This window comes from Deltaproteobacteria bacterium (assembly GCA_016178705.1).
GTDB lineage: Bacteria > Desulfobacterota > Binatia > HRBIN30 > JACQVA1 > JACOST01.
On sequence record JACOST010000030.1, the window covers coordinates 81,547 to 94,315 of the forward strand.

Sequence of the window (12,769 nt, forward strand, 5' to 3'; positions counted from 1 at the left end):
GTTTAATTCCGGTTCTCCTTCATGGATCTGTCATTCTCATCCGCCGAAGAAGCCTTCCGCGTGGAGCTGCGCACCTGGCTCGCCGCCAACAAACCGCGTGACGAAATCGAGCCCGCATCACTCGCCGAGGAGGTGGCGTATCTGGTGGACTGGCAACGCCGGTTGCACAGTGACGGTTGGGTCGGCGTCCATTGGCCGAAGGCGTATGGCGGCCGCGGCGCGAGCGTCGTCGAGAACTATCTCTTCCAAGCCGAGATGGCGCACGCCAAGGCGCCGGAGATCATCAACCGCATTGGCGTCAATCTCGTCGGGCCGACGTTGATCGCGCACGGCACCGACGCGCAGAAGCAGCGCTACCTGGCGAAGATTCTCGGTGCCGACGAGATCTGGTGCCAACTATTTTCCGAGCCCAACGCGGGCTCCGACCTCACTGCGTTACGATGCAAAGCGGAACGCGACGGCGATCACTTCGTCGTCAACGGCCAGAAGGTGTGGACCAGCTACGCGCAATTCGCGCAGTGGGGCATTCTGCTCACGCGCACGGACCCAACCGCACCAAAGGCGAAGGGCATCAGTTTCTTGATCGTCGACATGCGGAGCCCCGGCGTGACCATCCGGCCGCTGAGACAGATGACCGGCAGCGACGAGTTCAACGAAGTCTTTCTGGAGAACGTGCGCATCCCGGCCGACAACCTCGTCGGTGAGTTGAATCGCGGGTGGGAAATCGCGCAGACCACGTTGAGCCACGAACGCGGCACCTCGGCGCGTCAGCTCGTGGTGCATCGCATGCTGCTCGATGAGCTGCTCGCGTTGGCGCGAAAGCGTGCGGTCAACGGCGGGCGCGCGTCGGCCGACCTCAATCTCCGCCAACGCTTGGCGCAGGCGGTGATCGAAGTCGAGTTGGTGAAGCTGCACAACTGGCGCACGCTGACCAATCTGCTGCGCCACGGCAAACCCGGCCCGGAAAGTTCGCTGGTGAAATTGTTTTGGAGCGAGATGAGTCAGCGCCTGCACGACACCGCGATGGATCTCCTCGGCGTCGACGCGCAACTCGTCGCCGGCGATCCGCGGGCGATCGCCCACGGCCGCTGGCCGCGCTCGTATCTCTACTACCGCTCCGGCACCATCTTCGCCGGCACGTCGGAGATCCAGCGCAACATCATCGCCGAGCGCGTACTGGGGCTGCCGCGCGCGAAGTAGCGGGCGAAGAAGAATTTGCAACCGCCGATGGACGCCGATGTTCGCCGGTGGGAGATTTCTGCACGCAGGGGACTTCACAAACCTCATGGATCTGGGCTTTCCAGAAGAACTCCCCGCAACGGGTCCGTCATACCGGCGAAAGCCGGTATCTAGGCGGGGATGCGAGCTTGAGCCTGGATTCCGGCTTTCGCCGGAATGACGAGAGGGACGTTATTGTGTCGAATTCCTCATCGGCGTTCATCGGCGGTTTCGTTCCTACGCACCGCCACGAAGGAGTCGACCGCCGCGCGCGTCGGTCTGTTTGCCGGCATCGATCAATACTTCGCCATTGACGATCACGTGCTCGACGCCGGTTGCGCGTTGGATCAACCGCGCGGCGCCGCTGGGGAGATCGTGTACGAGTTCGGTGCGCTCCAATCCGATGCGAGTCGGATCGAAGAGGACCACGTCCGCAGCCCATCCGGCGCGTAACTCGCCGCGTTCGCGGATGCCGTAGATGCGGGCCGGGACGCTGGTGATCAAGCGCACAGCATCCTCGATCTTCAGCGCACCGAGTTCGCGCACCCAATGGGCAAGCAGCGTACTTGTAAAACCCTGATCGGCGAGCGTGTCGACATGCGCGCCGGCGTCGGAGAGCGCGAGGATGCCGGCGGGATGACGGATGAGTTTGCCGACGATCGTTTCGTCGACGTTCATCAGCGGAATACCGAACTGACACCCCAGATCGCTTTCGAGCGACAAGTCCAAGAGCGTGTCGATCGGATCGGCGCCGCGTTGGGCGCTGATCGCGGCGACCGAGCAATCGGTGTACGGCTGATGCGCGGCAGCCGGCGAGTAGCGGACGAACATCTGGTCCCAACTCGGCGCCAGCGCGGCGACGTACGAACCCTGCGGCGACATCAGGCGTAGCTCGTCGCGAAACGCTCGGCTGGCGAAGAGCCTCTTACGCTCGCTTACAGGCTTCTCGATGATCGGGCGCCAGATGGGATTGTTCATCACGGCGATGCCGGCGGTGTCGAAGCTGATGCGCACTTCGAGCGGTCGGCAGCCGACCTGCGGGTACACCGGCACGCCATCGCGTTGTGCGGTCGCCGCTTCCTCGATCAGTTCGAGACAGCCTTCGGGATCGAACGGGCTGTGCAACAGCGGCGCCCAGGTCACCGGCCGGCCGCTGGCCCGTGCCAGCTCGCCGTAGAACGCTTGGTCTTCGCGCTTGCTCTCGGTCGAACCGATCAAGTGCAGCGGCGCAACTTCGATGAGGCCACGGCCGAACTCACGCAACACGCTCGCGAGTGCGCGGATCTCGTCGCGCGGCGCGACTCGGCTCGGTACCGGCGTGCCATCGCCAAAGAAGTGCGTCGGTGACTCCGATGTGGCGAAGCCGCAGGCGCCGGCCCGCATGGCTTCGCGCAGCACGTCGCGCATACGCTCCATCTCGCCAGCCGTCGCGGCTCGCTCCGAGGCGGCCGCGCCCATCACCCAATAGCGAATCGCGCTGTGACCGATCAGCGCCGCGACGTTGATTCCAGGACGCAGGCGCTCGACCGCATCGAGATACTCGGGAAACGTCTCCCACTCCCAGCGAATGCCCGCGCGCAACGCCTCAGTCGGCATGCCTTCGACGAACAGCAGCATGCGCATCAGCAACTCGCGATCGCTGGGGCGACAGGGCGCGATGCTGAAGCCGCAATTGCCGACCACCACGGTGGTGACGCCGTGCCAACACGACGGCGTCAACGCCGGGTCCCACGACAGTTGGCAATCGTAGTGCGTGTGCACGTCAATGAAGCCCGGCGCTGCGACTAGCCCGTCCGCCATGATGGTCCGGCGCGTGGCACCACCGAGAGATGAACCGATCTCCGCGATGCGCCCGTCGCTGATGGCGACATCGCCGTGAAACGGCGGGGCACCGGTTCCATCACAAATCTGCGCGCCGCGGATCAGCAAGTCGTACATGTCGGCTCCTTCGTCGCGACTGGTGTCGCGCTAGATGCGTAGCGTTGTCAACCACTGGGAGAGGTCATCGACATGGAACGCCCAGCGCGCCCCTCGATATGCAGCGCCTCGATACGAAGCCTGCGGCTTCTACTCGGTGCCGCTACTCGGGGAAGCGGAGGTTTTCTTCACCGTTTCCCCAGAATACGTCCTTCCAAGCCCGGTTGCGATCGCGCGCGCGACTTGCTCGGTGGCGAGCGCATGCATGCAGAAGCGGTCGGGGCCGCAGCGCTCGCATGGCGCGGGCGCTGTGATCACTTCGACGCGCAGTCCCCGCGGCGCCCACGTTGCCGCATCGCTGGCCGGACCGAAGAGCACCAGCGACGGCGCGCCCACCGTCGCCGCGAGGTGGCTGATGCCGGAGTCGTTGCCGACATACAGTGAGGCGCGCTGCAGCAACGCACCGACTTTGCGAAGACTCGCATTGCGGACTAACGACACGTCGCTCCACAGATTGACGGGGTGCTCGGTTTCCGCGGGACCGAGCATCACGATCACGTCCGTTCCCCGCGAGCGCAGTTGCCGCGCCAGGTCGGGGAAGCCTTCCCAGTTCTTGCGCGGCGCGCCGCTTCCGGGGTGGATCATCACAAACCGCCTCGGCGCGTTCTGCCGGCACCATTCGGCAGCCCAGGCTTCGTCGTCAGCGGTGATCCAAACACGAGTCGGGGTCGGGGTCCGACCGACACAGCGCGCGTAGTAGTCGCTCGCATGCTCACCCGGTTGCATGCCGCGGAAACGATGGATGTGCACCTCGCCGCCGGAAGCCGCAGCAAGCCGTTCGGCGAAACGCGGATCGCCGTAGCCGCTCCACGAGTGGGCGATCGAGTGACCACCGAACAGCTTGCGCGTGTCGTCGCGCAGCGGTTCTGCCGCAAACAGATCGGCGACCTCGCGGCGGTGGATCGATGCGGTGCGAAACGGCCCCGGCTCGATTAATTCGAGCGCGCTGGGGTTTGCGACCAACAACACCTCGCCGTCCTCGCACAACGCGAGAATGCTCGGCAACGCGCACAGGAAATCGCCGAGCGCGCCCGGGAACAGCACCAACAGACGCTGCGTATGGTTTCGATGCATGATTGAATTGACTTGAAAATCCGCTGCCGATATCTTTGCCGGGCTTCACCTACGGCGCAAGATGGGAAAAATGGTAGCGAAGACTCCGATCGATTTGATCGGTGGCACCCCGGTGGTGCGGCTGAATCGACTCGCCGGCCCGCGCGATGCCGAGGTGTGGGGCAAGCTCGAATCGGCGAATCCCGGTGGCAGCGTCAAGGATCGCATCTGTCTCAGCATGATCGAGGATGCCGAACGCGAGGGCAGGCTCAAGCCGGGCGCGACGATCATCGAGCCGACGAGTGGCAACACCGGGATCGGGTTGGCCCTGGTGGCTGCGGTGAAGGGCTACAAGCTGATCCTGACGATGCCCGATACGATGAGCGAGGAGCGGCGCAGCTTGCTGATCGCGTATGGGGCTGAGCTGATCCTCACGCCCGACAGCAAAGGCATGCACGCGGCGGTGCGCAAGGCGGAGGAACTGTTGCACGAGCACCCGGAGTATTTCATGCCGCAGCAGTTCAGCAACCCGGCGAACCCCGAAGCCCACCGGCGCACGACGGCGCAGGAGTTGTTGCAGCAATTCGAGCGCATCGATGCGTTCGTCGCTGGCGTCGGTACCGGTGGGACGATCACCGGCGTCGGCGAAGTGCTGCGCGAGCGGATGCCGGGCGTAAAAGTGTATGCGGTAGAGCCGGCGGCGTCACCGGTGTTGTCCGGCGGCGAGCCGGGATTTCACAAGATCCAGGGCATCGGTGCGGGCTTCATTCCGGAGAACCTCAACCCGACCGTGTACGATGAGGTGATCACCGTGAGCGACGAGGAGGCAGCGCGCTACACGCGCCGGCTCGCGCGCGAGGAGGGTTTGCTGCTGGGGATCTCGTCGGGGGCCAATTGCTGCGCGGCATTGCGCGTGGCGCGGGATCTCGGCCCGGGCAAAACGGTGGTCACGATTTTCTGCGACACCGGCGAACGCTATCTGACCACCGACATCTACCAGGCCGAAGGCATCTGATGGCGGCGACCACAGCGACCTCGCTCGAGGCCAAGCTCGATCACCTGCGCGACACCCTACGCGTGATGGTTCGCGTGCTGGTCGCCTACTCGGGCGGAGTCGATTCGACCTTCTTGTTGCGCGTGGCTGCAATGGAACTCGGCGCGAATGCTGTGGCCTTGACGACGCGCTCACCGACGGCGGCGGATGATGATTTCGATCTGGCCGTCATCCTCGCGCGCGAATTCGACGTGCGCCACATTGTGATCGACGCCAACGAGTTGGAGATTCCAGGCTACGCAGCCAACCCGACGAATCGCTGCTATTTCTGCAAGAGTAATCTGTACGAAATTTGCGCCGCCGAAGCGCCGAGGTTGGGGATCGCGCACATCATCGATGGCGCCAACCTTGACGACCTCGGCGACTACCGTCCGGGCCTCACGGCCGCGAGCGAGCACGCGATCCGCCATCCCCTGGTCGAAGCGGGATTGACCAAACAGGACATTCGCGACCTGAGCCATGCGCTGGGGTTGCCGACCTGGGACAAGCCGTCCAGTCCATGTCTGTCATCGCGCTTTCCGTACGGCACGGTGATCACGATGGAGGCTCTTAAGCGCGTGGCGGGTGGCGAGCGATTGTTGCAACAACTCGGATTTCGGGAGTGCCGCGTGCGCTACCACGAGACCATCGCGCGCATCGAAGTGCCCGCGGCCGAGATCGCGCGCTTCGCCGAGATCAGCGTGCGCGACAGCGTCGTGCGCCAGTTCAAGGCGCTCGGGTTTCTCTACGTGACCCTCGATCTGCAGGGATTCCGCTCCGGCAGCCTCAACGAGGGGCTCCGCGAGTCTGCAGGTACCACTCCGCCCAACGCAGATCATCGGGCGTCGTAATCTTCAGGTTCGCCGCGTCACTCATCACGACTTGCACCGGCAGACCGAGGCGCTCGACCAGTGCGGCGTCGTCGGTTGCGATCACGCCGTCGCGACGAGCACGCGCGTGAGCGTCGCGCAGCAGAGCTGTGCGGAAAACTTGTGGCGTCTGCGCCAACCACACCGTCGAGCGCGGTGGGGTTACATGCACCAGGCGCTCGCCGTGGAGCAACTTCACCGTATCGCGACTTGGTATCGCCAACAGAGCGGCTCCAATCTCAGCCGCAGCCTCTATTGCTGCTGCGAAGGCGGTCGGGGACACGAACGGGCGAGCGCCATCGTGGATTGCAACCAGCTCCGCGTCGGCTGAGACGGCGGCTAAACCCGCCGCCACCGAGTCCTGCCGCTCGGCACCGCCGGTGGCGTGCTGGATCGCGACGCGCCATGGCCCCGTTTCATCGAGTAGTGTGCGGAACCGATCGACGGCTCCTTCGGCGACGACGACAACGATCTGATTGATCTGCGTTACCTGCGAAACGGCTCGCAACGTGTGAGCGAGGATCGGGCTTCCGGCGAGCGGCAGAAAGACCTTGGGAAGCCCGGAGCCCATTCGGACTCCCTGTCCGGCAGCGACGATGATCGCAGTGACCTTCATGATCGATACAAAAAAGAAGGGCCGGGGTTTTGCCCGGCCCTTCTCGAACTTCAATGCGCGCCCCGGTCAGTGCGCGAAGATATCCCGCAGTTCTTCCATGATCTTCTCTTCCGGGTGAGCGCGGGCAATCGACAGCTCCTTCACCAGCAAATTTCGCGCAGTGTCGAGCATCTTGCGTTCGCCGAACGATAGCTCCTTGTCACCCTTCAGGACGAACAGATCACGGAGCACCTTGGCAATCTCCAGCACCGACCCGGTCTTGATCTTCTCCGTATACTCACGGTAGCGACGGTTCCAGGTCTGCTGATCGATCTCCACGCGCTTTTGGCGCAGGATCTTATAGACCTTGCTCACCATGTCCTTGCCGATAATCCGCCGCAACCCCACCGATGCCACATTCTCGGTCGGAATCATGATGGTCATTTCGTTATCGAGGATCCGAAGCATGTAAAACGTTTTCTCGGTCCCGGAAATATTACGGGCCTGAATGCTCTGGATCACGCCAACCCCGTGAGCCGGGTAGACGACCTTCTCTCCGACCTTGAACATCGTCTGGACCTCCCTGGCTCTGAAAAGTGCGTGATTATCGCATTTAGACACTCTTGGGTCAAACTAGGTGCCGCTGTCTGAACTATCGCTAAGTCACTGTTTTCGTAGAAATTGATTCAATATGGCAAGCGGCACGCTCGTGCCGGGCCCGAAGGTGTTGGAGCGTGCTTATGGGAAGCCAGTCCGAAGCCACTCCAAATGCTGCGCGGGCGGGTTGGCGTCGCTGACCACCAACCCGGGAGGTCGTGAACCGCTTGCCGGCCTTCGATCGGCCATGTAGAGGGGCGGAACTCGAAGTTGTGCGGGGAGGGCAATGCAGCGCTACGTCGCGTTCATCGTTCGACATCGGCTCGCCGTTGTCATCGGGGTACTCCTGGTAACAGGGTTGCTCGCGGCCCAGCTTCGCAACGTTCACTTGGAGATCCGCCGGCGGGCCTCGCTGCCACAGGATCATCCGTATGTGAAGATCCAGAATCGGATCTCCGACCTCTTCGGCGGCGAAGCCATCGCGATCGTCGGCGTGATCGCCACTCGCGGCGACATCTACACGCCCGCCACGCTCGGCAAGATCTACCGCATTACCCAGGGGCTCCACGATACGGCCGGTGTGATCGACGCCAATCTCGTCAGCATCGCTGCGCCGAACGTCAAGGCGGTGGTCGCCGGAGCCGATGGAATGGATATTCATCCGCTGATGGAGACTCCACCGACGAGCGCGGAGGACATCGCCGCGCTACGGGCGGCAGTGCGGCAGGATCGGCTGTTCCGCGGCAACCTGGTCTCGGCGGACGAAACCGCAACCGTGATCGTCGTCGAGTTCGATGATCGGCTGACCGACCCGATGATTGCCAAGCACATTGAGGACGTCGTCGGCCCCGAGCGCGATGATTCCGTGCGCATCGCCCTCGCTGGCGCTCCAATTTTGCGCGCAGCGCTGGTGCACTACACCGCGCTCATCGGCGTATTGTTTCCAATCGCGGTGGTGGTGATAGGACTGATTCACTACGAAGCCTTCCGCACGCTGCAAGCGATGTTTCTGCCGCTGGTCACCGCCCTCCTCAGCGTCGTTTGGTCGCTCGGGATCATGGGGCTGAGCGGGCAGCCGATGGACACTTGGAGCGCGGTCACACCCGTCGTGATTTTGGCCGTGGCCGCCGGCCACGCCGTGCAGATCCTGAAGCGATACTACGAAGAATACGCACGACTCGGTGACAGCGAGCAGGCGGTGATCCAGTCGGTGACCGCGGTCGGCCCGGTGATGCTCACGGCGGGGCTGATCGCCTCGGCTGGGTTTGGCTCGCTCATGACCTTCGGAGTCACCAGCGTCCGCGTGTTCGGATTGCTGCTGGCCTCCGGCATTTTGAGCGCCCTGATCATCGAGATGACGTTTACGCCCGCCTGCCGGTGCTTGTTGCCGGCGCCGAAGCGCCGCGAGACGCAACGCGAGAGCCAGTCCCGCTGGCTCGATCGCGCGCTCGCCGCACTCGCTGACATCGTCGTCGCTCGACCCCGCACCGTCTTGCTGAGCGCAGCCGTGATCGTCGCGGTGTCGGTCGCCGGCGCGCTGGTCATCCAGACCGACAACAGTTTCCGCTTCTGGTTCTCGCCATCGACGCTAGTACGGCAGGACGACACGCTGCTGAACGAAAAGCTGCCCGGCACCGCCTCGGTCCGCATCCTGGTCGAAGGGGACCGGGAGAATGTGATGCAAGACCCGGCGGTGCTGCGGGCGATCAGCGATCTCGAGCAATTCATGGAGGCCGACGGAACCGTCGGCGGCGTGACCTCGATTGCCGATCACATCAAGCGCATGCACCAGGCGATGAACAATGGCGACCCGGCGTTCTACGCCATCCCTGACAACGCGCGGCTCATCGCACAGTATCTCTTCTTGTACAGCTCGGCCGCCGGCCCCGAAGGGCTGAGCGGGTTCGTCGACACGAACTATCAGCGCACCGTCATCCGCGGCTTGAGCAAAACCGATGGCGCCGCGTTCTCTCGTGATCTCATCGGCCGTCTGCAACGCTTCGCCGGCGAACGCTTCCAAGGCTTGCCGGTGACGGTCGAGATTGCCGGCGGGACCATCGGCGTGCAGACCGCCATGAACGACGTCGTCGTACACGAGAAGATCGTCAACATGGTGCAAGTGAGCGCGATCATCTTCGTCCTTTCTGCGCTCGTGTTGCGTTCGTTCGTTGGCGGCGTATTTGTGCTGATGCCTCTGGCGATCGCCGTGGCGGTCAACCTCGGGGTGATGGGATGGGCGCACGTGTGGCTCGACATGACCTCGGCCGCCATCACGTCGATGGGCGTCAGCATCGGCGCCGACTTCGCGATCTACCTCATTTTTCGTATTCGTGAAGAGTGGGCGACCACCGGCACCATCGAGGCAGCGGTCCGCGCCAGCTTGCACTCCTCCGGTAAAGCGATCTTCTTCGTATCGTCGGCGGTCGCACTCGGTTACCTGGTGTTGCCGTTCGCCGGCTTCAGCATCTGGACCCGCCTCGGCATTCTGACCGCGATCATCGTATCCGTCAGCGCCTTGGCCACGCTGACAGTGATCCCCGCACTCGCGCTGGTATTGAAACCACGATTCCTCGAACGCGCCGCCATGCCTGCCGTGGCAACCGAGCCGCCGCAGCGCAGAGCGGCCGGCTGACTTCTAGCTAGCCGGAATCTTCCGCCTCGGGCCGATGCGCCTTGGGAGTTCGTCGCTACACGTTGCGCGGCTCGGACAACACCAGGTACGCGTTGACGCCGCCGTAGCCGTAGCTGGTCACCAGTGCGTGGCGGAGTCGCGCGGCACGGGCTTCGCCGGGGACGTAGTCGAGGTCGCACTCAGGATCGGCGATGTCGAGGTTGTTCGTCGGCGGAATGAGTTGGTGACGCAGGGCCAAGACAGCGGCAGCAGTCTGGAACGCGCCGGACGCACCGAACGGATGGCCGAGTACGCCTTTGATCGAGCTGATTGGCAAACGCGCCGCGCACTCGCCAAAAGCGCGCTTGATGACGAGCGTCTCCTTGCGATCGAACGCCGGCGACGAGTTCGCATGCGCGCAGACGTAGTCGATGTCGGTCGCGCTCAACCTACTGCGGCTGAGCGCCCGATGCAGCGCCCGCGCTCCGCTGTCGCCCGACGGATCGAAGACGTACATCCCGCCCGCGTCGCACGACGCCGCGGCGCCGAGAATTTCGGCGTACACGGTCGCGCTTCGCCGCGTCGCCTGCTCCAGCGATTCGAGGACGAGTATGCAACTGCCTTCGCTCAGCACCATGCCGCTGTGCGATTGATCGAACGGGCGAGACGCGTGCTCGGGGTCATCGTTGATGGTCGACAACTCCAGCGTACGGCTCATGCCGGCGATCACCATTGGGATCAGCGGGCTCTCCGCGCCGCCGGCAACGCACAGATCCAACTCACCGCTGGACACCAGCGCCGCCCCGTCGGCGATCGCTTGCAGACTGGCGGGGCAGCCGTTCGAGTGCGTGAGCTGCGGGCCCCTTGCCCCGACGGCGCGCGCGACTTCAACACCCGGCGAGTGGTTCGGCGTCGCATTGGCGATGAACGGATTCACGCGGCGCGCGCCGCGTTCCATCAAAATGCTGTGCTGCTGTTCCGCCTCGCGCCAGCCGCCGAGGGCGGTGCCCAGGCTGACCCCCATGAGATCCGCCTCGTAGTGCGCCGCCGGCAACCGCGCATCGCGCAGCGCGAGTTCCGCGGCGGCGAGAGCAAGCTGGCTGACATGTGTCGTGGTGCGCAGGGTGCGCGGATCGAGCAGGTCCTCGTAGCTCCGATCACGAACTTCGCCGCCGATTTGGCAGCCGTACGAGGTTGGGTCGAAGCGCGTGATTCGTCGGATACCGGAGCGCCGCTCGATGAGGGATTGCCAGAATGCCGCCACCCCGTTCCCGGTCGGCCCGAGCAACCCGATCCCTGTGATCACGACACGCCGCACGCACGCTCCCACATCACAGCCGCAAATACCCTGCAACCAGATCCTTCATCAACTCGGACGGTCCGCCCCCGATACTCAGAACCCGCGCGTCGCGATACACGCGTGCGATCCAGTTGTCTTCGAGAAAACCAGAGCCTCCGTGGAGTTGCAGACAGCGCTCCACGACCCGCTGGACCATTTCGAAGACCTGAAACTTGATCATACAGATCTCTTTGGCTTCCACGTGTCCGTCGCGGTAGCTCTCGCAGACCGAGTGGACGAAGCGCTTCGCCATTTCAATCTCGGCAGCCATCTCGGCGATGCGATGACGCACAGTCTGAAGGCGAGAGAGGGGTTGGTCAAAGGCGACACGTTGCTGGAGATAGCCGATGGTGTCGTGCAACACGAGGTTAGCGAGGGCGACCGCACTGGCGCCACCCATGAGGCGTTCTTCGAGGATGTTTCGCGCGACGTAGAAGTACCCTAGGTTCGGCTTCCCCAGCGTCAGCCGCTTGGGCACGCGGCAATGATCGAATTCAAGCCACCCGGTCGGTGACGTGTGCATGCCGAGCTTGCGCAGCGTCTCCTTCACCCGGAATCCGGGTGTGTCAGTCGGCACGATCACCAGCGAGAGACTATTGATGGTGGCCTCGGGCTTGGTGCGGACGAGCATGATGACGAAGTCGGCGATCGGTCCGTTGGTGATGTACTTCTTCTCCCCTGTTACGACCCAGAAATCGCCGTCATCTACGGCGGTGCATTGCACCGCACGCACGATGTCTGAACCGCCACTGGGTTCGCTCGATGCGACGGCACCGACTTTTTCGCCACGGATCGCCGGGGCGAGGAATTCTTGTTTCTGCTCCTCGGTACCGAGTGTCGCCAGCAACGGCGGAAAGATGTTAGTCTGCGCAAGGATGCTGAGTGTGACCCCCATCATTTTTGATCGCGGCAGCTCCTCGGCCAACACGATGCTGTAGCCAAAGTCCAACTCTTGGCCACCGTACTTCCGCGCGTGAGTGAGGCCGAGCAACCCCTCGTGCGCCAGGTCGGAAAACAGGCTTCGCGGAAACGAGGCTTGCTGCTCCCACTCGTTCGCATGCGGAGCGAGGCGGTCCTCAACGAAGCCACGGACGCGCCTGCGGAATACCTCGTGCTCGGCGGAGAAGAGGCTCATTGGTTCTCGCCCAGCGCGCAGCGATGGACGTAGTCCACAATGGCACCGAACTGGTTGAGTTCCACTACCTGGATGGGGTCGATCTGTATATCGTACGCTTCTTCGATCGCGACTTGAAGTTCAACAAACGCCACCGAGTGCATTTGAAGCCCGTCGTCCACCGTTGCTTCCTCGGTGATCCGTTCCAGCGGCACCTTGGCGATCTCGCAGACAAGGTCGGCAAGCTGCCTCTTCACTTCGTCCCGGCTCAAAACTGAGACTGCTTGATTCCTCATCCACTCAACTCCACGCCGCAATTTCCAGCCCACAATCCGTTGCGGTTGCCCCGCGTCCGCTTGACTC

Annotated in this window: 11 protein-coding genes; 4 read left to right on the forward strand and 7 right to left on the reverse strand. The window is 63.5% G+C overall.

Features of this window, described 5'->3' with window-relative positions:
- Positions 1-21: 21 nt before the first annotated feature.
- Positions 22-1,200, forward strand: a complete 1,179-nt coding sequence (locus HYR72_21390; GenBank protein ID MBI1817538.1) for an acyl-CoA dehydrogenase — start codon at positions 22-24, stop codon at positions 1,198-1,200.
- 255 nt (positions 1,201-1,455) lie between these two features.
- Here HYR72_21390 and HYR72_21395 read toward each other — a convergent pair whose 3' ends face one another.
- The gene (locus HYR72_21395) at positions 1,456-3,156 is read right to left on the reverse strand and encodes an amidohydrolase family protein (GenBank protein MBI1817539.1); all 1,701 of its coding nucleotides are present in this window, start codon (positions 3,154-3,156) and stop codon (positions 1,456-1,458) included.
- A gap of 129 nt (positions 3,157-3,285) precedes the next feature.
- On the reverse strand, positions 3,286-4,269 hold the full coding sequence (locus HYR72_21400) for a glycosyltransferase family 9 protein (GenBank protein ID MBI1817540.1): 984 nt from the start codon (positions 4,267-4,269) through the stop codon (positions 3,286-3,288).
- Positions 4,270-4,330: 61 nt separating this feature from the next.
- Here HYR72_21400 and cysK point away from each other — a divergent pair, with 61 nt between their 5' ends.
- Together cysK and larE are read left to right on the forward strand one after the other, a co-directional pair.
- Entirely contained in the window at positions 4,331-5,263 is a 933-nt protein-coding gene (gene cysK / locus HYR72_21405) for a cysteine synthase A (GenBank protein ID MBI1817541.1), read from the forward strand.
- A complete protein-coding gene (larE, locus tag HYR72_21410; GenBank protein ID MBI1817542.1) occupies positions 5,263-6,132 on the forward strand; it encodes an ATP-dependent sacrificial sulfur transferase LarE in 870 nt (289 codons plus the stop codon). The genes cysK and larE overlap by 1 nt, the downstream gene beginning before the upstream one ends.
- Here the strand turns inward: larE and ispD are convergent.
- Positions 6,068-6,766, reverse strand: coding sequence for a 2-C-methyl-D-erythritol 4-phosphate cytidylyltransferase (gene ispD / locus HYR72_21415; GenBank protein ID MBI1817543.1), 699 nt, complete (start codon positions 6,764-6,766; stop codon positions 6,068-6,070). The two genes, larE and ispD, sit on opposite strands and share 65 nt — an antisense overlap.
- A 66-nt stretch (positions 6,767-6,832) precedes the next feature.
- Entirely contained in the window at positions 6,833-7,315 is a 483-nt protein-coding gene (locus HYR72_21420) for a CarD family transcriptional regulator (protein ID MBI1817544.1), read from the reverse strand.
- A 313-nt stretch (positions 7,316-7,628) separates the two neighbouring features.
- On the opposite strand from HYR72_21420, the gene HYR72_21425 reads away from it, so the two are divergent.
- On the forward strand, positions 7,629-9,974 hold the full coding sequence (locus HYR72_21425) for an RND family transporter (protein MBI1817545.1): 2,346 nt from the start codon (positions 7,629-7,631) through the stop codon (positions 9,972-9,974).
- Between the two features lie 55 nt (positions 9,975-10,029).
- On the opposite strand, the gene HYR72_21430 is transcribed toward HYR72_21425, so the two are convergent.
- Genes HYR72_21430 through HYR72_21440 form a run of 3 tightly spaced genes read right to left on the reverse strand, consistent with a single transcriptional unit; the run spans position 10,030 to position 12,702 of the window.
- Complete coding sequence (locus tag HYR72_21430; GenBank protein MBI1817546.1) at positions 10,030-11,271, reverse strand: beta-ketoacyl-[acyl-carrier-protein] synthase family protein; 1,242 nt, start codon at positions 11,269-11,271, stop codon at positions 10,030-10,032.
- Positions 11,272-11,284: 13 nt separating this feature from the next.
- Positions 11,285-12,427 carry an acyl-CoA dehydrogenase family protein gene (locus tag HYR72_21435; protein ID MBI1817547.1) on the reverse strand — a complete coding sequence of 381 codons (1,143 nt, stop codon included), beginning with the start codon at positions 12,425-12,427 and terminating at the stop codon, positions 11,285-11,287.
- The gene (locus HYR72_21440; GenBank protein ID MBI1817548.1) at positions 12,424-12,702 is read right to left on the reverse strand and encodes an acyl carrier protein; all 279 of its coding nucleotides are present in this window, start codon (positions 12,700-12,702) and stop codon (positions 12,424-12,426) included. Before HYR72_21440 ends, HYR72_21435 begins: the two co-directional genes overlap by 4 nt.
- Between the last annotated feature and the right edge of the window lie 67 nt (positions 12,703-12,769).

What these genes read in the sequence shown, in the direction of transcription:
- HYR72_21435 (MBI1817547.1), bottom strand. Translation starts at nt 12,427, where the DNA reads ATGAGCCTCTTCTCCGCCGAGCACGAGGTATTCCGCAGGCGCGTCCGT.
- HYR72_21400 (MBI1817540.1), bottom strand. Translation starts at nt 4,269, where the DNA reads ATGCATCGAAACCATACGCAGCGTCTGTTGGTGCTGTTCCCGGGCGCG.
- HYR72_21390 (MBI1817538.1), top strand. Translation starts at nt 22, where the DNA reads ATGGATCTGTCATTCTCATCCGCCGAAGAAGCCTTCCGCGTGGAGCTG.
- larE (MBI1817542.1), top strand. Translation starts at nt 5,263, where the DNA reads ATGGCGGCGACCACAGCGACCTCGCTCGAGGCCAAGCTCGATCACCTG.
- ispD (MBI1817543.1), bottom strand. Translation starts at nt 6,766, where the DNA reads ATGAAGGTCACTGCGATCATCGTCGCTGCCGGACAGGGAGTCCGAATG.
- HYR72_21440 (MBI1817548.1), bottom strand. Translation starts at nt 12,702, where the DNA reads ATGAGGAATCAAGCAGTCTCAGTTTTGAGCCGGGACGAAGTGAAGAGG.
- cysK (MBI1817541.1), top strand. Translation starts at nt 4,331, where the DNA reads ATGGGAAAAATGGTAGCGAAGACTCCGATCGATTTGATCGGTGGCACC.
- HYR72_21425 (MBI1817545.1), top strand. Translation starts at nt 7,629, where the DNA reads ATGCAGCGCTACGTCGCGTTCATCGTTCGACATCGGCTCGCCGTTGTC.
- HYR72_21395 (MBI1817539.1), bottom strand. Translation starts at nt 3,156, where the DNA reads ATGTACGACTTGCTGATCCGCGGCGCGCAGATTTGTGATGGAACCGGT.
- HYR72_21420 (MBI1817544.1), bottom strand. Translation starts at nt 7,315, where the DNA reads ATGTTCAAGGTCGGAGAGAAGGTCGTCTACCCGGCTCACGGGGTTGGC.